The organism is Methanobrevibacter sp. (genome assembly GCF_045114555.1).
Classification (GTDB): domain Archaea; phylum Methanobacteriota; class Methanobacteria; order Methanobacteriales; family Methanobacteriaceae; genus Methanobrevibacter.
This window is the reverse complement of sequence record NZ_JBGUKT010000016.1, coordinates 42,796-67,973: the sequence shown is the minus strand read 5'-3', so window position 1 is coordinate 67,973 and position 25,178 is coordinate 42,796. Positions and strand designations below refer to the sequence as shown.

Here is a 25,178-nt window from a genome sequence, read left to right as displayed (position 1 = left end):
AGATGTGAATGAAAAAAATAGATTTTATTATTTTCTAGCAATAACGCAAAGCCATCCAGTGACTAATTCCCTATCTACACTATCAGGACCACTTTTTGAGAAACAGATAATATCTGAAAATCCTGCCTCACGCAAATATTCATCAAATTCATCTTCAGAGAATATTTTCATATCCAAAAGATCAATGAGTTCCTTTTGACGCTCATCCTCTTCATCAGGAATTGCCTCATTGCAGATGAACATTATTCCATCATCTTTCAACACTCTTCTGACTTCTTTGCAGTCATTCACAAAGTCTGGCCAGAAATAAACTGTTTCAAATCCAGTTACTATGTCAAAGGTATTGTCTTCAAATGGGAGTTCAGAGACAGACCCTTGAATAATCTCACATCTTCCTTCGCCAATAGCTTTTTGATTTAACTTTGTGGATTTCTCCACAGCTATTTCAGAATAATCAAGTCCATAAACCTTATTTTCAGTCATTTTAAGGAATCTTTCAACATTGACTCCTCCACCACAACCAATATCTAAAATAACATCATCCTTTAGAATATCCAAATGGCTTACACCCCATTGAGCAAGGCTTTCATGACTTTCATTCATCCTATCCAATAATTTATCTCCCAATTCGCCAACAGGTTTTCGGGCATTAATGATCAGTTCCTTCTCTTCTTCACTTCTAATATTTTTTTCATTATCAGCCATTTTATTACTCCTCATCAATCATTTTTCAATACTAATTTATCGATATAATCTTATCAATAATAATATTGATTGCATGCTTAATAAATTTTAGTATCTCTTAATGAAATGTTAAAATAATAAAAGGAAAATTAAAGAAGATTACTCCTCAAAATAAACTTCTCTAATAAACTCATGAATGCCTATATCAACCAATGTGAAATCATTGAAAAACCCCAATAGTGCCAATTCATTCAAATCATTCTCTTCAAGATCAATTGGAATTTCATTATCCCCGTCACCCATTAATTGAGAAGGTTCATCGAAAGCATAATCAATGCTATTTTTCAGATACTTATCTTCTTTATAATTTTCTCCATTATGCTCTTTTTTATTTACCAAATCTTTTTTATTTTCCAAAGACATTTTATCAAATCCTTTACATTTTAAAAATATTCTTGAATAAAGATTGATTTTTAAAGAATATAAACATAAACAAAGAGCATTTGAAAAGTAATATTAAAAATAGACAGTAATTAGTTAGTTAAATTAAAAATAAATTATTTATAGTTTAATATATTAAAAAATAAGCATTATTATTAGAAATAGTTTAATATGTAAAACCAATGAGAAATTTTAAATTGAAAAATGAATAATTGAAAATAAATTTAATATTAGAAAATAAGTAGAAATTAAAAAAATAAAAGTAAAAAAAAGAAAAGAAATAAACCTTAAAAAAGGTTCATTTGTTAAAGATCAAACTCCTACCTGAATAGGAAAGAGTTTTGGTCCAGGTTTTTCAGGCCGTAGGCCTGGAAAAGCTGGGTCTACATCATTGGAGGCATACCGCCCATACCTGGGTCCATAGGCATGTCGCCAGCACTGGTTCCGCTGGAAGCGATTACGTCATCGATTCTTAAAATCATTTCAGCAGCTTCGGAAGCAGATTGAATAGCTTGTTTTTTGACACGTTTAGGTTCTACAACACCTTCTTCTTTCATGTCAGTAACATCGCCAGTGAATACGTTTAATCCCATGTAAGCAGATTTTTCGTGAGCAGCTCTTAAGTCTACTAAAGAGTCAATGCTGTCTAAACCAGCGTTTTCAGCTAAGGTTTTAGGAACAATTTCTAAGGATTCTGCAAATGCAGTTACTGCTAATTGTTCTCTTCCGCTAATGGATTGAGCATATTCTTTAAGTTTTTTAGCCATAGCGATTTCAGGAGCTCCTCCACCAGCTACAACTTGACCGTCTTCTACAGTAGCAGCCACTACACCGATTGCGTCATCAACAGCTCTGTCGATTTCGTCAACGATGTGTTTGGTACTTCCTCTTACGAGTAAGGTTACTGCTTTAGGTTCTTGACATTCTTCTACAAAGATCATGTCGTCACCAGAGATTTTCTTCTCGATTACAGAACCTGCGTGACCTAAGTCAGCTTCGGTTAAGTCATCTAAGTTGGATACAACGGTAGCGCCGGTTGCTTTAGCTAATTTGTCAATGTCAGATTTTTTGACTCTTCTTACAGCCATGATTCCTGCTTTAGCTAAGTAGTGTTGTGCTAAGTCGTCGATACCTTTTTGTGCGAATAATACGTTTGCACCGACATCAGCGATTTTGTTAACCATATCTCTGACCATTTGTTCTTCTTGTTCGATGAATGCTTGCATTTGAGCAGGGTCAGTGATTCTGATTTCAGCATCTACTTCAGTTTCTTTAACTTCTAAAGGAGAGTTGATTAAAACAACTTTTGCGTCTTTTAATTCAGATGGCATACCTGGGTGTACTTTTTCCTTGTCTACGATTACACCTTGGATTAAAGTAGATTCTTCCACTACTGCACCATCTTTTTTCTCGATTTTAATGTGATCAGTGTCAACTTCACCATCGTCAGCTACTTGTTGTACAGCATCTACGATTAAGTTTGCTAAAGGTTCACGAGCTTTTTCAGTTCCTTTACCAGTCATAGCAGTCATAGCTACTTTTACTAACATGTCACGGGAAATGTCTTCAATAGCAATTTCATCTAAGATTTCTTGTGCTTTTTCTGCTGCTTGTCTGTAACCCATAGCAATAATGGTTGGGTGAATGTCCATATCCAATAAAGTTTCAGATTTTTTGAGGAGTTCTCCAGCAATGATTACTGCAGTAGTAGTTCCGTCTCCAACTTCGTCTTCTTGGGTTTTTGCAACTTCTACGAGCATTTTTGCTGCAGGGTGTTCAATATCCATTTCTTTTAAGATAGTAACTCCGTCATTGGTTACTACAATGTCTCCGAGTCCATCCACTAACATTTTGTCCATTCCTTTTGGACCTAAAGTGGTTCTTACAGTTTCTGCTAATACTTTACCTGCTAAGATGTTGGTTCTTTGAGCATCTCTACCTAACAATCTGTTAGTTCCTTCAGGTAAAATGAAAATAGGTTGACCTTGTGCCATTCTATACACCTCAATTTTTTTAATAAATAATTTTTTTGATAGATTAAATAAATATAAGTTAATTTAAATCATTGATAGATTCAACTAATTTAATAATATTTATTCTATAATAACAATGGGTTTAAAGTAATATATAAAGTTTTTGTTTTTATGATGAATTTTTGGAAAATTATTATTTTAAAGAAAAATATAGAAAAAGGAATAAAAATTGAATAAAATTATAATTATTTTAAAAAAATATGAACAAAATAATATAAATTTAATTTAGTTACAAAAATATATTAAAATTGAAAGTTCCTTTGCAGTTAACACTAGTTCCTTTGCGGTAAACAATTGAAAAAGGCATGATGAGCTAAGCATATTTTCCAAAATATTATTATAATAAGATAAACAAAATTTTAAGTAATTATAATTGACTTGGAGGTGATTTTATAGTAAATGAAGGAATTGAAAATCACAATCCACCTAATGATTATGACAATGCAGATCTTGATGAAAAATACAAAGAATTGGAAAGTCTGAAAGAAAAGATTAATCGGAAAATAGAGGAAATGGATGAAAATAGAGCTGTAAAAGTTCAGGAAAAACTTGAAGATGCAAAGAGAAAAAATAAATTCAGCGAAAATATCAATGAAGAGAACATCGATGAAGAAATAAGAAAACTTGAAAGAACCCATAAGAGAATCAGCACTTACCAAAGATTCGTAGATGCATTTGAAAAAGACCTTGATATTGATCCTGGAAGACTAATGGGACTTACTGATGGTATATTCAGTATAGTAATGACCCTTTTGATTTTTGGGATGGCATTGCCGGAAGAGAAAATAGTCAATTATACAGGATTTATAGATTTTATCGGCTCCATCTCATCAGTTGCTGGAGTGGTAATTGTTAGTTTTATACTATTGGCTTCATTCTGGCTTTATCATCATGAGTTTATGAAAATAAAAAAATTGAATATTCCTTATATATGGTTGAATATGTTTTTTTTAGCCAACATATGCTTCATACCATTTACAACATCCATAATCGGAAACTATTCACACTTCTTCTTGTCAAATGTGATCTTTGGATTAAATATCCTTTCAGTTGTAGTGTTCTTCTTATTAATGTTCTATTATGCCCATAAAAGAGGATTCCTTGAGGAATACACAAGTGAAGAAGACAAGAAACATGTATACAACACATTGTATATCGTTATGGGAGCCACAGTTATTGTAAACCTATTGGACTTTAACGTAAACCCTAACTTTATTTATCTGTTCCTATTGGTACCTATCATTTCAACAATTAGACATATTCAATACATGATGAAACGAGTATGATGAAGAGTATGATAGAGGAATTAGAAAAAATATAGTATTAAAAAAGGGCATTAACAAAAGGTATTAAAAATAGAAAAAAATAAGAAAAAACGATTTCATGAAAATTTTAAAAATTACATGAAATCCAAAACCACCATAAAAATAAGCATATGGGAAAATAAAACTAAAAAATAATAAAAAAAGAAAATAAAGGAAAATTAATTATTCTTCAGGTAAAGGAAGCTTTTGCCAGAAGAATACATCATTTTCCTTTTTAGCTACTTCAACATAACCTTTTCTCTCTAAACTCTTAAGAATATTTTTGGTGTTACCAAATGAAAGGTTCTTGAAAGCGATATCATTAAGATACTCTTTGACGGATAATGTATCCATAGCTTCATCTTCAGGAAGCAAATGATAGATTTGAGATTGAATTGAGTTAAGGTTATTCAATTGCGGAGCAGTCAATTTTTCGTAAACGAATTTGAATTTCTCAAGTTCTGCAACTGAAGACTTGTACTCTTCAAGCTCCTGTTTTAATTTTGCAACCTCTTCAACATTGCTTTGATTAAGCTCATTAAGGGAATCTTCCAAATTAAGGTCAGAAGATTGAGATCCTGTAGAATCTATTAAATTAGCGATTTTTTCTAAATCTTGCTCTTCTACAGCTCTAATCTTAAGATTATTTTCCTTAGCCAATTCCAACTCTTTCTTAATGTCATTCAATTCCATTAATTCCCTATCGCCAGCAGATGTCTTGTTCATTATGCCATCATGAGATTGGTCCTCAAGGAATGTGTTATCGGACAATTCAAAGAATAAATCCTTGACTTCATTGAGCCTTTGGATTTGCAAGTCCTTCTTGGATAGTTCGGTTTGCAACTTAGCATATTCCTCACGGGAAACAGACTTGTCCTTCAATAAGCTGATTTGGACATCTCTTTCACGGATAGCTACATCACGGGAATCAAGTTCCCTTTGCAATGCTACAAGATTATCCTTATTTACAAGGTTATTTTTCAAGTCGAGAATCTCTTCATTTTGAGAAGCGATTTGAGAATTGAGTGATTGAATCTCCATATTCTTTTCATCAAGTGCAGTTAAGGTATTTGCCAATTTAAGGTTTGCCTGATTTTCCTTATTCTTCGCTTCATTCACCTGACGTTGCAAGTCGGAGTTCTTATTGTTTGCAATCTTAAGGTCATTGGAGATGGCTTGAATTTCATTATCCTTAAAGCTGACTTCATTCAATGCCTCTTTTAACTTCAGATTTGCCTGACCTAATTCCAATGTTTTGAAACTGTTGAATTCCTCATCAAAGGATTCCTTCATTTTAGAAAGAGATTCGTTTAGGTCAGTAAGTTCATTAACCTTATCAGACAAGTTCCTGATTGTTTCATCCTTTGAATTCAATAGGTCCTTGGATCTGTTCAACACTCCAATGTTTGTATTTAAAGAATGAGTAAGGTTTTCTATTTCATAGTTTTTAGTATTTAAATCAGCTTGATATTTAGCCTTGATGTCTGCAATCTCATCATCCTTGACTTTCATGTCATTGTCAAATTTAGCTAAAAAGTCGCTAAGTTCAAGGCTTTTGCTTTTTAAATCATCATCAAAACGAGTTTTTAAATCGGAAATTTCATTTTCTTTAGCAGTTAAATCTTCTTGATGTTTAAGTTTTAAATTTGAAACTTCCGCCACATGCTTATTCTTCAAATCTGTGATTTCAACTTCATGCTTTTCTCTTAAATCAAAAATTTCAGCATCCTTTTCATTTAATAGTTCTTCGGATTCGCTTTTTAATGTTTCGAATTCATCACTAGATTTCAAAGAATTTTGCTCCTCTTTCAATTGAACGATTTCCATTTTAAGTTTGTTGATTTCTAAAAGAGAAGATTTTACCAATTTTTGCAATTTATCCATATCATTTGAATTTTCAAAGCTCATTTTATCACTTGATAACTTAATTTAATGTTAATCAAAATAGATTAATCTCTAATTAAAACTATATCAATTTAAAATATGTTTAAACTTTTATTTATAGTATTTGCATAAATTGAATTAAAATTACATAAGTATTTAAGTTTTGATTAAAAAACAAGAAAATTTTAAAGATTATTCATTTAATACAAACACAGCCATTGAAAATTATAATTTTTTCACCTGCAAATCCTTACGAGGTACGATTCTTTGATATTTGACCTTAGGATAACCTATTACCATACATGAAACTACATCATAGCCTTTTTCCAATTCAATAAGTTTCCTAAGCTTTCTGCTTAATTTTGAACACATTACAAAGAATCCACTATATAAAACTCCAAGATCCATGCTGTTAGCCATTATTTCCATATATGCACTTGCGAGACCTGCATTTATATTGCTTTTGCTTGAAACAACTATAACCAATGGAGCTCCCTTAAAGAAGAAATCATCCGTCACCTCAATTCTTCTCAAATAGCTGCTTAGATTTCCTAATTTTTTGCCTTTTCTAAACAGATTTACGCAAATCTCCTCAGCTTCATCCTGTTTGGATCCAAGAATTGTATATTTAACATCCTGAGAATTTGCACCAGTTGGCGCATATCTTCCAGCTTCTAAAATCATATTGATTTTTTCATCTTCCACATCAATTTGTTTGAACTGCCGTATAGTGCGTCTGCTTTTCATTGCATTTAGAAGAGTATCTTCATCAATTTCCCTCATAGACACTACCATTTCATCAGTGAAATCATAATTGGCCATTTTAATGGCCCCTTCCGGACAAATGGCATAGCAATGCCCACATTCCATACAACCCTTGTCATGTGTTTCTATTTTGCCATCTTCCAAATAAATGAATGAATTAGGACAGTCATTTATGCAAGAGGAGCATGCAATACATTTCTCATCATCAATTAAAATAGGATTCATATTTTTACCTCTTTAGTTCCAACTAATTTATTAATTTATAAACATCTTATTATAATTTGATGATAAAAATTTAAATATGTTATTATTTTGTTTAATAAAACCCTAGAATTAGAAAACTTTAATGATTTTTTATTTAACTAGAAACATTTATTTATATAGGTTTAAACAAACTATTTTTAATGATATTAATTGGAGGCCATATCTTGTCTTATAAAAAATTCCTGTTATTAATTCTAATCATTTTATCTTTGCTATGTTCCATTGCAACAGTAAGTGCTGAAAATAGTGGCATAGCAGATGATTCAAGAGATATTCCTGTTATTGATCATAATACACAGCCCTCAAACTACATTGAAGAGACTGGTGATTTAAGTATAGATGATTCTTCATCAAGTGAAGGGAACAGCAATTCTGTTTCAACTAATCAAAGCACACCTATTGTATCTAATAATTCCACATTAGCCAGTAAAAAGGCCCCTCGCGTATGGATTAATAAAATGATAATCAAATCCAAAAAAACAGTTATAAAGCTAAAATCAGATAAGAAAGGAATTATTTATTATACCACAGACGGCAAGAATCCTACTCTAAACAGTAAAAAGTTCAAGAATAATATCACTTTATCTTCAAATAAGGTTTTGAAATATTTCATTCTCGCTAATGATGGAACCAAATCCAAAATATTCACATATAAAAGGATTTTAGGTAAAACTACAAAAGGCTATGTTGAAAAGTTGTACTATGGCAATTTATCCTCAACCAAAACCATTGCCCTAATTGTTGGAGTTCATGTTCAAGAGAATGGAATGCATAAAGCGATGCAAAAAAGCCTGAAAAACAAAAATGGAAAATTAAATAGAAGATTTGTCTTGTATTACATTCATGTGACTAAAGATAAGAACAGCTATTCTAAAAGCAGAATGAACGGTCAGGTTCTGGGTCAAAAATATGTTGTAAAGGACATATCTAAAGAAAATCCTCAAATAGTAACTGATATCCATGAAACAAACTACAGGCTTAGCGGATACAAGTATCCTCGATTTATTCACATGATTTCAAATAAAAAAATTAAAAGTGTTAAAATATCTAAAAAACTCCATAATAAGTCTTCGACTTATTTAAAAAGATTGCTTAAATTGGCACCACACATAAAAAGGTTTGATCCTCAATTAGGCTCAAGTCCTGCTTACATAACTGTTCCTATAGCAAATAAGGGTATTGTTTCTTATATTTATGAAACAGAGGCTTCTTATTCAAAGAATCTTAAACAAAAATATGCAGACAAATATATTAAAGCTTTAAATAAAGTTAATTTGACTTTTAAGCATTAATTTTTAATTTTTAACCCTATTTTTATTAATTTTTAATTTCTTTTTATTTTTTATTAATTTTTTAAGTTAGATTAATTTATTTCATTATTTGTGAATGTGAAAAAAAGTAAAAAAATAGAAAAAAGAATTAATAAAAAACGGGCCCGACGGGGATTGAACCCGCGACAACAAGGTTAAGAGCCAAGCGCTCTGCCAGACTGAGCTACGGGCCCGGTTGAAAAATTATAAAAAAACAATATTATATTATACTTTAAATTATTTAACTATTTTGTTCTTAGCACCAACATTTTTTGTTCTTTGCACCAAAATTTTTCTAAAAAGAATAGATTGAAACTAAGAAAATAGAATAAATAAAGAAAAGATAAGGGGAGGCAGAAATATTATAACCCCATAGCTTCAAGCATGGATTGAATACCTAAAACTATGATGGCCACTCCACCGAATATTTCAATGTAGTCTGCATATTTGATAGCCAGTTTTGTCCCATATGTTCCAAGCAACAGCCATATGGCCACTGCAATCAGGCTCAATATGGACAATATAAATGGGTCTACATGTGCTACAGCACCTTGGGATGCCAAGATGAGGTTTTCAATGTTCCCAAAGATGAGCAGTCCTGTAAACTGGGCATAATCTCTTAAATTTATCATCTTATGCATCTCCTTTAGTTTCTGAGATATGATGAACTGCATCGCGGATGGATATGATACCTAATATTACAATCGCTAGTCCACCAAGGAATGTGATGTATTGGGAATATTGCATTGCGACATCAGTTGCAACAAATCCTATAAATAGCCATACAACGACAGCAAAAATACTCAACAATCCTAAAACTTTAGGATTTACACCTGCAACAACACCTTGCGATGCCAAAATAAGGTTTTCTATATTTCCAAAAATAATTAGGCCTACAAAAGGCATGAATTCTTCCAACATAAAATTTCTCCGTCAAATCAATTGAAAATTCAAATTCTTATTAATGAGATCAGTATCATGTAAAATCCATTTAAAGTTCAATGAACACAATACCCATCTCATTATTAAAAAATTTAATTTTTACATATTCCTATTTATTATAGGGCATATATAATTTTTTTCTCTTTCATAAGTTTCAAAAAACACCTGTTTAAAGAGTAGGCTAAATAAATGGAACAATCTTTCAATGAAATTTTAAAATTAAATTTTAGAAGAAAAGTCATTTCATTAAATTGGCAATATCTTTTATCATGGATTACAATGAGTTCATGAATTGAATGAGAAAATATTATTCATGATAAAAATATCAAATAATGAAAAGCAGATATTCATAGAATGAATGGGAAGATTTTATTTGGGCAAAAAACAAGAAACAAAACAACAATTGGCATCACATGAAAAAGACATTACTGACAATATATTAGTGAAAAAAACATGAAATACATATGGAACAATATAATGTAAAGTGTTAAAATAAACTAAAAAGAAAATTTAAGATTCATCTTATGAAAACTAAGGAAAAATAAAAATGCTAATTTCTGGACAATAATCTTCCAAAGAAGGATTCCTTGTTTTTACCAACTTTAAGATCCAACCTAGACTCAAAATCAGGTTCAACCAATCTTATTTTCTCTTCATAATTCCTTATCTTTTTAATATGAACCTCCTGATCCTCTGCAAGCTTAATTATATCCAGATAATACCAAATTCCAGTCTTATATGAATTTACAGCCAAATCATTATACTTGCCATCAAATACGCTTTCCAAATCATCACCAAAAGTGAAAAACAGTTTAGTCAATTCGAGAATGCGAAGATACCATTCCTTATTGACTCTTTGGGCATAGGCATCATTGGCCATTTTCCTTGTATTTGCATCCCCAGAATTCTTGAAAGTGACTGCAGTTATCTGAAATACGCCACCTACTTCCCAAATTGCTTCCATTTCTTTTTCCTCATCCAAATGACTATCCTGTATTGACTTCAATATTTTAGGGGATATATTGGTCATTTTTCTAATATATGGAATTATTTCAGTGACTTTAGCCTTATCAGCTTTTAGGTAAATTATATTCAATTGAGCATCATAATCCTCAGGATTTCTTTTTAAAGCAGCTTCATAATAGCTTAAGGGTTTTTTAGGATGGAAATCCTTAGTCTTTTCAGTTATGGATCCTTTCTTTGATTCGAAAGTCTTTTGGTCAGATATCACATCATCCGTAAGCTCTATGACTTCAAATGCGGAATACTCTCTGCCACAGGAAGTGCAAATGTACATCTCTTCCTTTCTGGCAAACTTATTGCCTCCGCAATCCTTGCAATGAATTTCCATCATATGATAATCCTCTTTAAAAAAAATAAAACTCTTAAAAAAGTTTCTTATAAAAAATAAACTTAACTATTAAAATTTAAAATATTATGTAAATATTCTTTATAATCTTATTTTACGAAACGTTAAATAAGTATTTTGCTAAACTAATTAAGTGGTTTAACCATTTAGAAAAATAGAAATGTAAAAAAATAAATACTTATAATGAAAATAGAATTAATCAAAAGAACGAATGGGGGAAATCATGATTGGTGATGATGACTTTTTCATGCAGAATGCAGACTATCACTATGGAGCCAACGATGCAGAAAAGATGTATGGAAGAAATTATGATGATTCTGATGTCGGAGGATACTATCCCCGAAGTTATGCGGGAAATGGATCCATCAACCAGAATGCTGGCTCTGAAAATGACAACTCTGGAAAATATTGTCTTGCAGGAATTCTAATCGTTCTTGCGATAATAGTTATAGCAACAGTCATTGTACCTGCAGTCACCAATTCCATGGCTAGCTCAGTCATCGTAGATGATTTGAAAATCACCAGATACATTCATTCAAGCCAGTATGATTCAAAGATTTCTACAGAAAAGGGATATGAGATCACATACAATCAGAGAAGCTTTGGAACACATGCCATAAATGTTATCTTCTACTCAAAAAATGGGGAAGTCTTATATAATGACAGCAACTATGTGGGAACTTGCTATCTTGGAGATGTGCCATACCAAGTGCATTTGGATGAAAAGGCAGATTATGCAATATTTGAAGTGTACAGAACCCATTTGGATTACGGCAAGTGCATATACAGTGAAAGAGTGGATGTTGATAATGTTAATGTGAAAAAAGAGTTTATTGATTATGATGCATTGTATAATTAAGTCCAAATACAGGTCAATGACCTTACTTAAATACGGGTTAGTACAATAATTTTATTTAGGTTTCATAACTCCAGTTACATCTTAGAATTCTACTGCAATTTCCTCTAATCATTCATCCATCTAATCATTTATCTATTGGAATGATATTCAAAACCCAAATCGTCCATTTAGCCATTTTTCCATATTTTTTAATTTTATCAATTTATCCTCATTATTTTTCTATTTTAAGCCCAAATAATGTATTATTTTCTATTTTAAGATGTAAGTAAGCGCTTACATACGCAAATCTTTATATATGTTCTCCAATATACTAGAAAATAGGAATTACATGTTTCCGAAAATCATGAGGTGTAAAAATGAAATTGAACTATATACTTAAATGTCAAGTAACCTACTTAGCCATAATTTCTGTAACTGCCGTTTTTCTTGCTTGTGTAATGGCATGAGAATTTTAATTGTCATTTATAAAAATGATATGTGAACATTGCAGTTACTGATTTAATCAATTATTTAATATTTATGTTTTGCTCTAAAAAATAAGAGCAAAATACTCTTAAATTATTATAAACCATAAATAGTAAACTTTTCACACATTAAATAATATAAAATTAGAGAATTGTTTTGGCATGATAGGAATATGGGAAAAAAATAAAATAAATGGATCATTAGATTAAATCTAATGATAAAAATAAAAAAGCAATAAAAAAAGCTTTAATTAAATTCCAAGCAAAAGCTCAGATATTGGAACTGAAATATATGCTTCAATAGGTGCTGCTATAAGCAATAGAATTGTAGCAAAGACCATTATCACCAAACTGTGAATCAATGGTTTTTTGGCTTTTTCAAAGCTTTCAGACAACCCACGAGTCTCTTTTCCAACAATTGCCATTATGAATCTATAAATAAACATAAAGAGCAATATTCCTGCTGCAGACTGAAGAACAGTTGCAGTTATTTCAAATATTCCATGAGGGATAAGGTATATGATATACTGTAAACTTCCTCCAGGAGAAAAATATCCCATTATTGGTCCAAGAGCGCCTAAATTAAGTGCATTATATAATAATCCAACAATTGCAAAAATTCCAAAGAAAATTGATGCAATATAAGTGACGATTCCACCCATCTCATTGGTGATGAATAGATCCACTGGACTTACAGTAGTGCTTAGCCCCATAGAGCTTGCTGTATCATTGGCTGCATTTAAAGTGCTTATCGCTTCTGCTGCATGAGATGAAGAATAAATCCAAGCAATCATAAACACTATGATAAATAGTGCATATAACCCAATGATGAGTTTCTTATTTTCAATTAAGCTTTCCATTAATAAGTTTTTTAATTGAACTAGAATATTCATAAATATAGTTTTGTTTTTTTTAGAGTATATAAATTATTATTTTAGGATAAGCAATAAGTTAACTTAACAAAAATTATTATTTTCAATATCTATTAGAAAAAATATTTATTTAATCGACATTAAATAATATACAACATATAAAAGGAGGGGCGAATATGGTAAGATGTCCAAGATGCGGTTCTGAAGCTATTGAAGAGATCAATTACACCAATATAAATGCCATGAATGCGGATACATTATTGAAAATCCTGATGACCTTGATTTAGCTGATGAAGAGGGTTACTGAAATCAACTTATTTTAATCAAATCTAAACTTAAATCTTCATTATTTACTTTTAATTTCCATTGCTTATTTTGCTTAATAAAATGTTATATATTATAATTTTCTATTTTTAAAGAGCACTACCCCTTATGAATTCTTCAATGCTTAATAAAAAATCATGAATTTCCTTTGAAAATTCTCCACTTGAACTGATATCCGAAATATCCGTTGTCATTTCTTCAATGCAATAGTTAGCATAATGAATTCAAATCTTACTCCCAAGTCCTTCATCTGCTCGAGGTTTAAATTATTTCATTAAACCAAAGTTTCACAAAACTTCATAAAAACAAAAACAACTAAATTTGTAAAAGATTTTTATAATAGCGTTTTAAAGCTTGGTTTATGAACTCAATTAAACTTTAAATTGCTTTTTATTTCCTCTGTCTTATTTTCGATATATTTCGGAATCTCGTTTATGTTTTCCTTAATGTTGTCTGTTTTATTTTCCATATACTCTGGAATTCTTTTTCTTTTTGATTCTATAAATTCGCTAATATCATCAATATTTAGGAAATTGTCAACATCATCCCTTGTTGGGAAGATTTTCTTGGAATGACTAACTGATAATGTTTGATTAACATTTTTGATTTCCTTATTTTCAATCTTTTCTTCAGCTTCAGGACTTTTTAATTTAAAAATTGTTATTTCAGGAGCACAATTGATTCTGAGCCAAAAAACATTTGTTCCCAATCCCTTAGATGTATATTGTACCATATCCCCCACTTGGTATTCTCCAACAGGGTATTTTCGAGAACATGCACTTCTTAAAATTGTGGTGTTGAGTCCGGGAATAATAAATTGTCCACCATGCGAATGGCCGGATATTTGAAGTGCAAATCTTCCGGTAGTGGCAGTAATGTCTGCAAAATCAGGTTCATGCGCAAGCATTATTGCAGGGCCCTGTTCAGGTATTTTAAGCATAACGGCATCAATGTCTTCCTTATTCAGTTTCATGCTGTCAACACCGGCAATGTGAAGATTAACCACTCCCTTTTCTGCATCCTTGGATATTGAATAGACATCATTGCTCACATCCATTATTCCTGCATTTTTCAAGATTTGCCTAATTTCATTTGCTCCGTTCCAATGGTCATGATTTCCAAGCACTGCAAGGGATGCATCTTTAACTTCAATCATTGACAGGCATCTCTCAAGGTCTTCTGCAACATCATCAAGAATATAGGAAACATAGTCTCCAGTAAGTGCTACCATGTCTGGTTCCTGTCTGTTTACAATATCGATTACACCTTCCAAATACTCTGCAGTCAGCCATTGACCAAGATGAAGATCAGATAGGTTTACAATTTTATAGTCATGGAAAACAGGGTCTAAATCCTTGATTTCAACATTAACCTCAACAATATCATATCTGCTTTCATCAAATTCTATAGGTACGATCTTTTCTCGAGTGATTGTCATTCCCTTTTGTATCTTTTGTCGAGCAGTAAGTCCGAAGGGTTTTTCATTAGACATATTTTCACTTTTAATAATTATTAATAATAAAATTGATGATTAGATTAATTAATAAAATACTGATTATTGTTAAAAAAGAGATTATTATTGCCTCTTTCAGTATGCATATCTATATTTTTTAAGGAATATATATCTTTTGAGGCTATCATTGAATTAAATATATTTTGTTAAAATAAAATAAATTAATACTTCTATCCAATGTTAAATCAAAACATCATAATGGTTATTATATTCAATTCAAATAGTTTATTAACAATAATTGAAATATAATTAAATATTAAAAAATAAATCAAAATAGAATTTGAGTAGGGATAAAATTCATTTTAAACCTCTATTTATATCATTGCTTTTTAATGATTCATGAAAATCAATAATGATACGTATGAAAACAGAAAGTCAAGATTCTGCTGAAAATATGCAAGAAATGGAAAACTCATTTGACAGAAAACGTCACATCATTGGCGCCATTTTAGGACCGTTATGTGCTATTATACTCTGGTTTCTCCCAATAAATGGACTTTCAGATCCAGCCCATCATCTATTGGCAATAATGGCACTGGTATCCATTTGGTGGATAACCGAACCTATAGCTATCCCAGTCACATCCTTGCTTGGTCCCACACTCTGTGTCATGCTTGGTGTTGTGCCTATGAAAGAGGCCTTTTCAAACTTTGCAAATCCAATCATATTTCTGTTTATGGGTAGTTTCCTCATTGCAACAGCTATGATTGTGAATGGTCTTGACAAACGTATTGCTTACGGCATCATTTCGATGAAATGGGTAGGGGACTCCCCTCAGCGCATATTCCTTGCCATAGGACTGGTATGTATGGTTTGTTCAAGCTGGGTTAGCAATACTGCCACAGCAGCTATGATGTTCCCAATTGCACTGGGACTTCTTGAAGCCATCAGGGAGATGATGGCTAAAAACGGTAAGGAAATAGACCTTTCCAATTATAAATATGCCACAGGGGTTATGCTGATGATAGCTTATGCCTGTTCCATTGGTGGGGTCTTCACTCCAATCGGTACACCTTCCAATCTCATTATGATGGGATTCCTCGAGCAACTTGCCCCTAATGCTCCACATATATCATTCGCCCAATGGATGATGTGGGGATTTGTTGCAATGATTGCCTATTTCGCGTTAACTTATATCATATTATGGCGTATGTACCCATCAGATGACAAACACATAAAAGGAGCAGAAACATATATCAGCGAACATGTCAAAGAGCTCGGCAAATGGACCAAAGCACAGAAGAATACACTATTTGCTTTCATATTGACAGTTATTCTTTGGATCACACCTGCAGTACTGACTATCGTCTACGGCCCTGATGCCGCAATTGTGAAAGCATTCAGCAGATATTTCCCAGAGCACATAGTTGCTTTAATTGGTGGATTGCTACTGTTCTTCCTGCCAGTTAACCTTAAGAAAGGGGAGATGACACTGAAATGGAAAGACGGTGTTGCAGGTATAGATTGGAGCACACTACTACTTTTCGGCGGTGGTTTGTCCCTAGGAGCACTGATGTACACCACAGGCCTATCCAACTGGATGGGTAGCTGTCTAAGCGGCATGATAGGATCTAATCCGTCTGAGATTCTCTTCATTGCGGTTTTCTGTGTTTTCACACTCTTGCTTACAGAGTTCACTTCAAACACAGCATCTACCAATCTTATTGGCCCGATTGCAATTACTACAGCCCTGTCACTGGGATTCAGCCCTATTCCTGTTGCTGTAGGTATTGCTTTATCCTCATCACTCGGATTTATGATGCCTGTCTCCACACCGCCTAACGCAATTGTCTACTCATCTGGCTATGTCCCTATCACAAAGATGATTAAGACAGGAGCCATCATAGATTTAATAGGAATCGTGATTATAACTATTCCAGTAGTGCTTGTGGTTGTTGGAGCTGTTATGGGACTATAATGAATGGAGTTAAAATCGTAAAAAATTAGTTTAATTAAGTTCATTGAACTTTAAATTTACTAAACTTATAAATGGACATTATAAATGATCTGAAGAATTTTTTCTTAATTAAAGATATGTTTCAACTCTTTAAAAGTTATTATCTAAAAAATTAGAATTTTAGTAATTTTATAAATCTTAACTATATATTATATTTTTAAGTCTAAATATTACATTTTTTTAATAAATAGAATACTTTCTCCTAAGTCAATTTTTACCATCCAAATTAATTATTTCTTATAAAAACAACTAAATTAAAAAATATTTTTATAATATGTTTCGTAAAGCTATGGTTTATGAACTTAATTAAACAAAATAAAACAAGTGAAAAACATAAATAGGTGCTACAGTATGACATCAGGAATCTATGGGTATTGGGATAATCTCAAGGATGAACTTGTTTATGTAGGTCAAGCTTTTGATATTAAATTAAGGCATAATGAACACCTTTCTCCTGCAAGATATGGTGCCCAAACAATTAACAGAATTTTGCAGAATAACAAAGAAAGATATGACCTTATTGTATTAAAAAAATGTGGCATTGATGAATTAAATTATTGGGAAAGAACTCTTATCGCATTATTTAATCCTAAATTTAATTACACAGATGGTGGTGAAGGCTCTCGTGGGTTCAAGCATTCCGAAGAAACTAAACGAAAACTTTCAGAAATGTTGAGTGGTGAAAATAGTTATAATTTTGGGAGAAAATTTAGTGAGGAACATAGAAGAAAAATTAGCGAATCAAACAAAGGTAAGCAAGCTTTTTTAGGAAAAAAACATACCGAAGAAACTAAACAAAAGATTCGTGAAGCCAATCTTGGCAGAACCTTTTCGGCTGAATCAAGAAAAAAGATGTCTGAAGCTCAAAGTAAAACAAACACAACAACAGGTTTTTATCTTGTCTCTAAAAAGAAACATTCTAAATACAGACAAGGTTTTATGTGGGGATATAATTATTTAGATGATGAAGGAAAAAGAAAATCAATATTTTCTATTTCATTATCTAAATTAGAAGAGAAAGTAAAAGCTAAAGATCTTCATTGGGAAATTATAGATGAAAAATTAGCTAAAAGAACTATAGAAGAAGACAAAAATGTAAAGACTGAAGAAAACAATACTGATTTTCGTTATTCCTCTTTAACAAGAACTGGTATCTTTCGTGTAGCAAAAAGAAAATGTCCAAGTTGTAAAAAAGGATTTTTATGGATTTACAGGTGGACTGAAGATGGAAAACAAAAGACAATACAATCAGTTTCACTTTCAAAACTTAAAGAAAAAGTTAAAGCTAAAGGACTTCATTGGGAAGTCATCGATGAAGAATTAGCTAAAAAAACAATGAAAGAAGATAATGATAATTAATTTCTAATTATTTTTACAGTTCTTCTATTGTCTTCGGTTTCATAAAACTTTGGTTTAATGAACTAAATTACGTATTGCAAGAGTTACTGTCTTATATGCTGATGATATTGCAGTAACTGGAAAAGTAGAAAAAAAGAAAAAGATAAGATGATAATTTAATATCTTATCTACTTAATAATTATTTAATTTTTGCATAACCTTGTGAAATGCATTTTCCTTTTTTGAGTTGATCTCCATAATATAGGGTTACCCATACTTTTCCTTTAGGACAAGCATCTTGAGCCCAACTCTTAATTCTAATTTTTACTTGTTTTTTAACTTTTTTGTATTTTTTGACTTTTTTCTTTTCGGTATAATAAACTTTTTTGGTACATAGGTAGTAGTGTCTGTAAACACCACCATCAACCAAATCGTATTTGCTACGATGCTCATCTTTGTTTATTTTCCAACCAGCAGCCCTTATTTTTTTGACCCTTCTCTGTGTGTCTTTTTTCATTGCTGGTGTTTGCAATCCTAAAATTTCAGACTTACCAACATATTTCCATTCGCTAACTGTATAATATGATTTAACCTTTTTCCATACATAGTAAGCTTCTTTAACAGTCTTAAATTTTTTAGGCACTTTTTTAGTGACTGTTGCATCTTTTCTTACTTTATAAGGAACTTTCACCTTGTATTTTTCAGTAGCAGTATAAGGCACTTTCTCTTGATAAGTCTCTTCTACTGTGTAAGGTTCATCCTCAGTATACTCTTCATCTTCAAGATAAGTGGTTGTTTTTGTAAAATTAGTAAATTCATCTTCAAAATAACCATAAAATATTAATGTTTTGCCATTTTCATCAGTATACTTCCAGTAGTCATTAACCCCATTAGGATAATAAGTTAAAGTATATGTTCCATTTTTTATATAACCTTGTTTTTGCAAAGAATTAACTTTATCTTGATTCATTGTTCTATTAGCTTCATAAGAAAGTATAATATTTCCACTTTCGCTGTCATAATTGTAATCTTGATAAAGTCTTGCAGTATTTACGCTTTCAGTTTCTGTTTTAGTTTTATTGACCTGCCTTGTTTTAGTAACAGTATTATATTTAGTTACATTTCTTGTTTTTTCAACAGTTTTATATTTGGTCACATTTCTTGTTTTTGTAACATTTTTGTATTGAGTCTTTGTAGCAGTTAACTTCTTATACTCTTTATTTGTTATTTTTACCTTAGTTTTCCCCTTTGTTACTGTATGTGCTGCATCAGCTGCCCCAATGCACATACCGATAACAAATAATGACAATATCACTATTGCCAATTTTTGTTTTTTATTCATAAGTTTTCCCCATTAATATTTGATTAGAATCACTTTATATTTACAGTTCCTTTTTTCAATAAGTTTCCGTTGCAATATATTTCCACATAGACTTTTTTACCTTTCAATAAACGATTTGCAGAGTTAGTGGTTCTTATATTCATCAATATTGGTTTTTTAGTCTTTACGGTTTTAATGATTGGAATTTTTTGTTTAACTGCTACTTTCTTTTTACTTTTTATAACATCATATTCTATGTAACTGCCATCTGATTTATATTTTGTAATTGTCTTTACAAGTTTCCAATCTTTATACTTATACTTTAGATGGGTGCCTCTGTAATTAGTATATGTATCAGTTTTTGCATTGTAAACTACTTGTTTGAGTTTTACTGTTTTGTATTTGTAAACAGTCTTATACTTGTGACCTACTACTCGGTCTAATTTAACTTTTTTGTATCCTACTGTTTTTTGTACTTTTGCCTTGACTCTGACTTTATATGGTTCTTTAACTTGATATTTTTCAGTTACTGTGTAAGGCACTTTTTCAACATTATATTCCAATTCACCTTCTTCAAATCCAGTATAATCCTGTTTATACCTTCCACTTTCATAATATTCAAGGTCTTTCTCATCCAAATCATATAATGTAGTCCATGTTTTACTTCCACCATCAGATGTCACATTCACATTAATGTGGTATTTTGTAACATTCCTTGTCTTTGTTACTGTCTTGTACTTTGTTTGTGTCTTTGTTAATTTTTTATATTCTTTGTTATTTAATTTGGCTTTGTATTTACCTTTTTTTACTGTGTGAGCAGCATCAGCTGCACCTATACACATCCCAATAATAAATATTGACAAAATGATTATTGCCAGTTTTTGTTTTTTATTCATTATTTTACCCCAATGCTTTTTTTAATAAATATTTTATTAAATAAGTAATATAAAGGTTTCTAAAATAATTTAGAATTCTTAAATCCGTTAATTGCCCCAAATAGTAATGCAAATCTAATAATAATTATAGTTTATTTGAGTTTCGTAAAACCTTGGTTTAATGAATTAAATTAAACTTCTTATACATTGCCATTTCCTGTGAAAAAATTTATAATTGTCTTGAGGTTATATTACCACAATCGTTACAAATATAATCGTATCTTCTCCATACGCAGGTACTGTCGCCAGGATCAGTCATAGTATGGTATTCAGTAGTTATATTTTTACTACCACATTTCTTACAGGTCATCCATTTTTCCTCTTCTAATCTTTCTTTATTTTCACGAATCACTTTTTCATTTTTAGAAATCTTTTCTAAAGTAGACTGATCAGTAATTCGTTTAGTTGCTTGTTGACGAACCAAATAATCTTCATCATTTAAAGCAATGTCAATTAAAACGGATTCATCAGTAATCCCTTCAACAGCATCATACCGAGCAAGGCCAATTTCATTATTTAAAGCAATGTTTATCAAAGAATCCTCGTCAGAAATTTTTTCAATAGCTTTTCTAACAGCCTTAAAATCAGTAGCATTCATAGCAATATCTGATAAAATAGATTCATCATTAATTTTTTCAATAGCAAGTGAACTAGCATCGAAAAGAGAAGCATTTTTAGCAATGTCTGCTAAAACATATACATCACTAATCTTATTGACTGCATAACAACAATCGGAAACTGAAATAGCATTTTTTGCTATAACTGCTAAAACATGTTTATCATTTATATTTTTAACATTAAGTTTCTTAATTGCCTCTTTCCAGACTTCAGAATTAGAAGTGTTTTTAATAATTTTTACTAAAATGGCTTCATTGCTTATGTTTTTAATAGCACACCTCCTATTGTCTGTATCCGTACCATTCATAGCAATATCTGATAAAATAGATACATCATTTATATTCTCTATAGCTTTACAACGAACAAGTCGAACAGAATCATTATTTGCTATATCTAATAAAATAGATACATCATTTATATTCACTACAGCCCAAAAACGGAGACTCCACTCAGAATCATTCTTTGCTATATCCGCTAAAAGAGATTGGTCTGTGATATTTTGAAAAGCAATCTCTCGAATCTCTGGATCTTTATCATTTTTAGCAATGTCAAAAAGAAACTGTTCATCACTAATCCTACTAATCGCAGTTTTACGAACATCAGTATCAGAATCATTTTTAGCAATTTCTACTAATATATCATCATCATTTAATTCTTTTACCGCTTCTAATCTTACTTTTGAATCTTTATGTTGCCATTTTGGTGTTTTAAACCTATCAAATAAACCCATGTTCTCACCTTTATTGATAGATAATTAAAATTATGTAAAGCATTATATATAAATAGCAATTTAAAAAAATAAAATTGTGGTTATATGTAACCACAATGTTTGTTTAATTAAGTTCATTAAACAATAGTTTTACGAAACACTCTTTAAATATCAGTGCAAAATAGAAAAATAGAAAATAAAAATAATTAAAAAAAAGTAAAAAAAAGAATTAATAAAAAATATTATAATATTTGTTTATTAATCAATTCAGCATTCAAAATAGAAGCACCAGCAGCACCTCTAATTGTATTATGTCCTACAAGAACATATTTGAAGCTGTTATCAAATGCTTGATCTTTTCTAACTCTACCTACAGTAGCAGCCATACCACCATAAGCCATTCTATCCATTCTTGGTTGAGGTCTGTCATCTTCTTCTTTTACGATAACAGGTTGATCTGGAGCGGAATGAAGACCTAATTCTTGAGGAAGTCCTCTAAAATCAGCCATTGTCTTTTTGATTTTATCAATGTCTGCTTCATCATCAAGCTCTACGAATACTGCTTCAGTGTGACCGTCAATAACAGGCACTCTGTGACAGGATGCGCTTAATGAGAAGTTTGCAGGTACAACTTCATCACCGTCAAGTGAACCTAAAAGATGCAATGTTTCGCTTTCCATCTTTTCCTCTTCACCGCCAATGTATGGAACCAAGTTATCTACAATAGCCATTGAAGGAACACCGTTATAACCTGCTCCTGAAACAGCTTGCATGGTAGATACATAAATCCTGTTTATGTTGAAATTATCATAAATTGGTTTTAATGTTAAGGTCAAAGCAATGGTTGAACAGTTAGGGTTGGTTACGATGAATCCGTCCCAGTTGTTGTTTTTCTGTTGCGCTTCAATCATGTCCAGGAATTGTGGATTGACTTCAGGAATGACTAAAGGTATGTCCTTTTTCATTCTCATCGCACTAGCATTTGATGCCACAACAAAATCCTTTGCAAATTCTGGCTCGACTTTTGCAGCAAAATCAGCAGGAAGTGAAGAGAACACTATTTCAACATCATTATCCATCTGTGCAGGGTCAGTTTCAATTACAGTAATGTCTCTTACGGATTCAGGCATTTCACTATTCATATACCAAGTGGTAGCGTCTTCATATTTTTTGCCTGCAGATCTTCCGGAAGCTGCAAGTGCAGCAATTTCAAAATCAGGATGATCAGCCAACAATTGGATGAATCTTTGACCTACCATTCCAGTTGCACCAAGTACACCTACTTTTACCATTTAAATCATCTCGATAATCTTAATAAAATCTAAATTAAATTCCTAAAACATCAGACATGTCATTTACTTTTCCGCTTTCAGCGGAACCTACGAATCTTAAAGCTCTGATAACACCAGCAATGAATACTTCTCTAGTATGTGCCATGTGTTTAACTTCCAATCTTTCACCATCACCAACATACAATACAGTGTGGTCTCCTACAATGTCTCCACCACGTACTGCGTGTATACCGATTTCCTCTTTGGTTCTTTTACCTACTTGACCTTGTCTTCCATAGACACCCACTTCTTCAGGGTTTCTTTCAAGAGCGTCAGCAACCACTTCAAATGCAGTCATAGCAGTTCCGGAAGGAGCATCCGCCTTTTGGTTGTGGTGAGCTTCAATGATTTCAATATCAAAGTCATTCAAGATAGGAGTCAAGTCCTTCAATACCTTAAAGAATACGTTTACTCCAATTGAGAAATTAGAGGAAATAACTGCCTTGATGTTCTTTTCCTTGATTACATCAGCGTTTCCTTTAGCTTGCTCTTCGGTGAAACCTGTTGTTCCAACAACTAAGTTTACACCGCAATCAGCAGTTCTTTTAATTGTTTCAACAGCAGCAGGAGCAATGGTAAAGTCAACCAATACTTCAGCTCCAGATTCTTTCAATGCTTTTTCCAAATCCTCTGAACCGACGATAGGAACTCCAATATTACCGATACCTGCTTTTTCACCTGCATCTACACCTGCTAAAGGGGTGTTTGGCATTTCAATAGCAGCTACTACTTCCATATCATCCTGTTCAGTAATTTTTCTTATAATTCCGGAGCCCATTCTTCCAGCAGCTCCAGTTACAGCAACTTTTATCATAATATCATCTAAAACATTTAGTTATAATCATAAATTAAATTCTAATAAAAAAATAAAAACTGGAATTATAAAATTCCAGCATCTTCCAATGCTTTTCTTAAGATTGCTCTGTTCTCTTCTAACATAGGAACTAAAGGTAATCTTAATGGACCTGCAGGCATTCCCATCATTTTCAATGCTTCTTTTGCAGGTGCAGGACTGGTTTCAATAAATAAAGCTTTGATTAAGTCATATTGTTTGTAATGTAATTCCAATGCTTTATCATAGTCACCGTCTAAAATGCAGTTTACCATTTGAACCATGGTTCTTGGATCGATGTTTGCAGATGCACTCACTACACCTCTTGCACCAACAGACATTAAAGGAAGGGTCAATTCATCACTACCAGACAATATTACGATATCGTCTTCCAATCCTTCATCCCTTAAGAGTTTCATGGTTTTGGATACTTTGTCCACATCAGAGGAAGCTTCTTTTAAAGCAGAGATATTGTCCACTTTTGCAAGTTCAACAATGGTTTCAGGAGCCATATCCAAACTGGTACGTGATGGAACATTGTAAGTGATCAAGTCAATGTCCACTGCATTTGCAATTTGGGTATAATGTTCAATTACACCATGTTGCTGTGGTTTGTTGTAATATGGAGTGATCAATAGAGCCATGTCTGCTCCAGCATCATCTGCATATTTGGTTAAGTCCAATGCTTCGGTAGTTGCATTACTTCCAGTTCCAGCAATGGTGGTTACTCTGCCATCAACTTCATCAATCATGATATCAAGAACTTTTCTATGTTCATCATGGGTTAAAGTAGCGGATTCACCAGTGGTTCCTACAGCAACTAAACCATCCACATCATTGTCAATCAACCAGTTAATATTCTGTCTGTATCCTTCTTCATCTATGGATCCATCCTCATGCATAGGAGTGACCATAGCAACAGCAGTTCCTTCAAAACGCATAAAAAACACCTATTTACTATTATAATTATTTTTGAATTTTTATTTCGATTATTTAATAAATCTAATTATTTTATTTTTTTCATTTAATTTTAATTTCTAAAGAATCATATTAATTTCAAATACTTAATCAGTTAAAGTTCGTATCATTAAAAACCAAATATTTTTACG

21 protein-coding genes and 1 tRNA gene are annotated in these 25,178 nt (G+C 31.8%); 5 read left to right on the top strand and 17 right to left on the bottom strand.

Features of this window, described 5'->3' with window-relative positions; genetic code table 11:
* Nucleotides 1–27: 27 nt before the first annotated feature.
* The 3 genes from ACJMLB_RS03175 to thsA all read right to left on the bottom strand — a co-directional run bounded on the left by ACJMLB_RS03175 (nucleotide 28) and on the right by thsA (nucleotide 3,119).
* On the bottom strand, nucleotides 28–705 hold the full coding sequence (locus tag ACJMLB_RS03175) for a class I SAM-dependent methyltransferase (protein ID WP_295606839.1): 678 nt from the start codon (nucleotides 703–705) through the stop codon (nucleotides 28–30).
* 138 nt (nucleotides 706–843) lie between these two features.
* The gene (locus ACJMLB_RS03170; RefSeq protein ID WP_405289010.1) at nucleotides 844–1,107 is read right to left on the bottom strand and encodes a hypothetical protein; all 264 of its coding nucleotides are present in this window, start codon (nucleotides 1,105–1,107) and stop codon (nucleotides 844–846) included.
* Nucleotides 1,108–1,508: 401 nt separating this feature from the next.
* A complete protein-coding gene (thsA, locus tag ACJMLB_RS03165; RefSeq protein ID WP_405323615.1) occupies nucleotides 1,509–3,119 on the bottom strand; it encodes a thermosome subunit alpha in 1,611 nt (536 codons plus the stop codon).
* 551 nt (nucleotides 3,120–3,670) lie between these two features.
* Here thsA and ACJMLB_RS03160 point away from each other — a divergent pair.
* Nucleotides 3,671–4,444 (top strand): TMEM175 family protein, encoded by a 774-nt coding sequence (locus tag ACJMLB_RS03160; protein WP_405323612.1) that lies wholly within the window; start codon nucleotides 3,671–3,673, stop codon nucleotides 4,442–4,444.
* Nucleotides 4,445–4,645: 201 nt separating this feature from the next.
* Here the strand turns inward: ACJMLB_RS03160 and ACJMLB_RS03155 are convergent, their stop codons facing one another.
* Together ACJMLB_RS03155 and ACJMLB_RS03150 are read right to left on the bottom strand one after the other, a co-directional pair.
* Entirely contained in the window at nucleotides 4,646–6,370 is a 1,725-nt protein-coding gene (locus tag ACJMLB_RS03155; protein WP_405323610.1) for a hypothetical protein, read from the bottom strand.
* Between the two features lie 201 nt (nucleotides 6,371–6,571).
* Complete coding sequence (locus ACJMLB_RS03150; RefSeq protein WP_405323607.1) at nucleotides 6,572–7,336, bottom strand: nitroreductase family protein; 765 nt, start codon at nucleotides 7,334–7,336, stop codon at nucleotides 6,572–6,574.
* Nucleotides 7,337–7,515: 179 nt separating this feature from the next.
* On the opposite strand from ACJMLB_RS03150, the gene ACJMLB_RS03145 reads away from it, so the two are divergent.
* The gene (locus ACJMLB_RS03145) at nucleotides 7,516–8,667 is read left to right on the top strand and encodes a chitobiase/beta-hexosaminidase C-terminal domain-containing protein (RefSeq protein ID WP_296856423.1); all 1,152 of its coding nucleotides are present in this window, start codon (nucleotides 7,516–7,518) and stop codon (nucleotides 8,665–8,667) included.
* A gap of 138 nt (nucleotides 8,668–8,805) precedes the next feature.
* Here ACJMLB_RS03145 and ACJMLB_RS03140 read toward each other — a convergent pair.
* The 4 genes from ACJMLB_RS03140 to ACJMLB_RS03125 form a co-directional block, all read right to left on the bottom strand.
* A tRNA-Lys gene (locus ACJMLB_RS03140) sits at nucleotides 8,806–8,879 on the bottom strand.
* Between the two features lie 168 nt (nucleotides 8,880–9,047).
* Nucleotides 9,048–9,317 (bottom strand): hypothetical protein, encoded by a 270-nt coding sequence (locus ACJMLB_RS03135; RefSeq protein ID WP_405323604.1) that lies wholly within the window; start codon nucleotides 9,315–9,317, stop codon nucleotides 9,048–9,050.
* Between the two features lies 1 nt (nucleotide 9,318).
* A complete protein-coding gene (locus ACJMLB_RS03130) occupies nucleotides 9,319–9,606 on the bottom strand; it encodes a hypothetical protein (protein WP_304086391.1) in 288 nt (95 codons plus the stop codon).
* Nucleotides 9,607–10,177: 571 nt separating this feature from the next.
* Nucleotides 10,178–10,981 carry a hypothetical protein gene (locus tag ACJMLB_RS03125; RefSeq protein WP_405323601.1) on the bottom strand — a complete coding sequence of 268 codons (804 nt, stop codon included), beginning with the start codon at nucleotides 10,979–10,981 and terminating at the stop codon, nucleotides 10,178–10,180.
* A gap of 238 nt (nucleotides 10,982–11,219) precedes the next feature.
* On the opposite strand from ACJMLB_RS03125, the gene ACJMLB_RS03120 reads away from it, so the two are divergent.
* Entirely contained in the window at nucleotides 11,220–11,855 is a 636-nt protein-coding gene (locus ACJMLB_RS03120) for a hypothetical protein (protein ID WP_405323598.1), read from the top strand.
* A gap of 715 nt (nucleotides 11,856–12,570) precedes the next feature.
* Here ACJMLB_RS03120 and ACJMLB_RS03115 read toward each other — a convergent pair.
* On the bottom strand, nucleotides 12,571–13,179 hold the full coding sequence (locus tag ACJMLB_RS03115) for a stage II sporulation protein M (protein ID WP_405323595.1): 609 nt from the start codon (nucleotides 13,177–13,179) through the stop codon (nucleotides 12,571–12,573).
* Between the two features lie 703 nt (nucleotides 13,180–13,882).
* Nucleotides 13,883–15,007 (bottom strand): metallophosphoesterase, encoded by a 1,125-nt coding sequence (locus ACJMLB_RS03110; RefSeq protein WP_405323592.1) that lies wholly within the window; start codon nucleotides 15,005–15,007, stop codon nucleotides 13,883–13,885.
* 373 nt (nucleotides 15,008–15,380) lie between these two features.
* Here ACJMLB_RS03110 and ACJMLB_RS03105 point away from each other — a divergent pair, with 373 nt between their 5' ends.
* Complete coding sequence (locus ACJMLB_RS03105) at nucleotides 15,381–16,946, top strand: SLC13 family permease (RefSeq protein ID WP_405323589.1); 1,566 nt, start codon at nucleotides 15,381–15,383, stop codon at nucleotides 16,944–16,946.
* Between the two features lie 390 nt (nucleotides 16,947–17,336).
* On the top strand, nucleotides 17,337–18,344 hold the full coding sequence (locus ACJMLB_RS03100) for an NUMOD3 domain-containing DNA-binding protein (protein ID WP_405323587.1): 1,008 nt from the start codon (nucleotides 17,337–17,339) through the stop codon (nucleotides 18,342–18,344).
* 178 nt (nucleotides 18,345–18,522) lie between these two features.
* On the opposite strand, the gene ACJMLB_RS03095 is transcribed toward ACJMLB_RS03100, so the two are convergent.
* The 6 genes from ACJMLB_RS03095 to dapA form a co-directional block, all read right to left on the bottom strand.
* Complete coding sequence (locus ACJMLB_RS03095; RefSeq protein WP_405323584.1) at nucleotides 18,523–19,665, bottom strand: hypothetical protein; 1,143 nt, start codon at nucleotides 19,663–19,665, stop codon at nucleotides 18,523–18,525.
* Nucleotides 19,666–19,694: 29 nt separating this feature from the next.
* The gene (locus ACJMLB_RS03090; RefSeq protein WP_405323581.1) at nucleotides 19,695–20,507 is read right to left on the bottom strand and encodes a hypothetical protein; all 813 of its coding nucleotides are present in this window, start codon (nucleotides 20,505–20,507) and stop codon (nucleotides 19,695–19,697) included.
* 241 nt (nucleotides 20,508–20,748) lie between these two features.
* Nucleotides 20,749–21,927, bottom strand: a complete 1,179-nt coding sequence (locus ACJMLB_RS03085) for a hypothetical protein (protein WP_405323579.1) — start codon at nucleotides 21,925–21,927, stop codon at nucleotides 20,749–20,751.
* A 221-nt stretch (nucleotides 21,928–22,148) separates the two neighbouring features.
* Entirely contained in the window at nucleotides 22,149–23,198 is a 1,050-nt protein-coding gene (gene asd, locus ACJMLB_RS03080) for an aspartate-semialdehyde dehydrogenase (RefSeq protein WP_405323577.1), read from the bottom strand.
* 34 nt (nucleotides 23,199–23,232) lie between these two features.
* Entirely contained in the window at nucleotides 23,233–24,051 is an 819-nt protein-coding gene (dapB, locus tag ACJMLB_RS03075) for a 4-hydroxy-tetrahydrodipicolinate reductase (protein ID WP_405323574.1), read from the bottom strand.
* Nucleotides 24,052–24,116: 65 nt separating this feature from the next.
* Nucleotides 24,117–25,010, bottom strand: coding sequence for a 4-hydroxy-tetrahydrodipicolinate synthase (gene dapA / locus ACJMLB_RS03070; RefSeq protein WP_405323572.1), 894 nt, complete (start codon nucleotides 25,008–25,010; stop codon nucleotides 24,117–24,119).
* Nucleotides 25,011–25,178: the final 168 nt, after the last annotated feature.

Bases quoted from the DNA above. Each gene is read 5' to 3' on its own strand.
- ACJMLB_RS03110 (WP_405323592.1), bottom strand. From the start codon at position 15,007: ATGTCTAATGAAAAACCCTTCGGACTTACTGCTCGACAAAAGATACAA.
- ACJMLB_RS03150 (WP_405323607.1), bottom strand. From the start codon at position 7,336: ATGAATCCTATTTTAATTGATGATGAGAAATGTATTGCATGCTCCTCT.
- ACJMLB_RS03105 (WP_405323589.1), top strand. From the start codon at position 15,381: ATGATACGTATGAAAACAGAAAGTCAAGATTCTGCTGAAAATATGCAA.
- ACJMLB_RS03095 (WP_405323584.1), bottom strand. From the start codon at position 19,665: ATGAATAAAAAACAAAAATTGGCAATAGTGATATTGTCATTATTTGTT.
- ACJMLB_RS03120 (WP_405323598.1), top strand. From the start codon at position 11,220: ATGATTGGTGATGATGACTTTTTCATGCAGAATGCAGACTATCACTAT.
- ACJMLB_RS03125 (WP_405323601.1), bottom strand. From the start codon at position 10,981: ATGATGGAAATTCATTGCAAGGATTGCGGAGGCAATAAGTTTGCCAGA.
- ACJMLB_RS03160 (WP_405323612.1), top strand. From the start codon at position 3,671: ATGGATGAAAATAGAGCTGTAAAAGTTCAGGAAAAACTTGAAGATGCA.
- ACJMLB_RS03135 (WP_405323604.1), bottom strand. From the start codon at position 9,317: ATGATAAATTTAAGAGATTATGCCCAGTTTACAGGACTGCTCATCTTT.
- thsA (WP_405323615.1), bottom strand. From the start codon at position 3,119: ATGGCACAAGGTCAACCTATTTTCATTTTACCTGAAGGAACTAACAGA.
- asd (WP_405323577.1), bottom strand. From the start codon at position 23,198: ATGGTAAAAGTAGGTGTACTTGGTGCAACTGGAATGGTAGGTCAAAGA.
- ACJMLB_RS03145 (WP_296856423.1), top strand. From the start codon at position 7,516: ATGATATTAATTGGAGGCCATATCTTGTCTTATAAAAAATTCCTGTTA.
- dapB (WP_405323574.1), bottom strand. From the start codon at position 24,051: ATGATAAAAGTTGCTGTAACTGGAGCTGCTGGAAGAATGGGCTCCGGA.
- ACJMLB_RS03170 (WP_405289010.1), bottom strand. From the start codon at position 1,107: ATGTCTTTGGAAAATAAAAAAGATTTGGTAAATAAAAAAGAGCATAAT.
- ACJMLB_RS03115 (WP_405323595.1), bottom strand. From the start codon at position 13,179: ATGGAAAGCTTAATTGAAAATAAGAAACTCATCATTGGGTTATATGCA.
- ACJMLB_RS03130 (WP_304086391.1), bottom strand. From the start codon at position 9,606: ATGTTGGAAGAATTCATGCCTTTTGTAGGCCTAATTATTTTTGGAAAT.
- dapA (WP_405323572.1), bottom strand. From the start codon at position 25,010: ATGCGTTTTGAAGGAACTGCTGTTGCTATGGTCACTCCTATGCATGAG.
- ACJMLB_RS03175 (WP_295606839.1), bottom strand. From the start codon at position 705: ATGGCTGATAATGAAAAAAATATTAGAAGTGAAGAAGAGAAGGAACTG.
- ACJMLB_RS03085 (WP_405323579.1), bottom strand. From the start codon at position 21,927: ATGGGTTTATTTGATAGGTTTAAAACACCAAAATGGCAACATAAAGAT.
- ACJMLB_RS03100 (WP_405323587.1), top strand. From the start codon at position 17,337: ATGACATCAGGAATCTATGGGTATTGGGATAATCTCAAGGATGAACTT.
- ACJMLB_RS03155 (WP_405323610.1), bottom strand. From the start codon at position 6,370: ATGAGCTTTGAAAATTCAAATGATATGGATAAATTGCAAAAATTGGTA.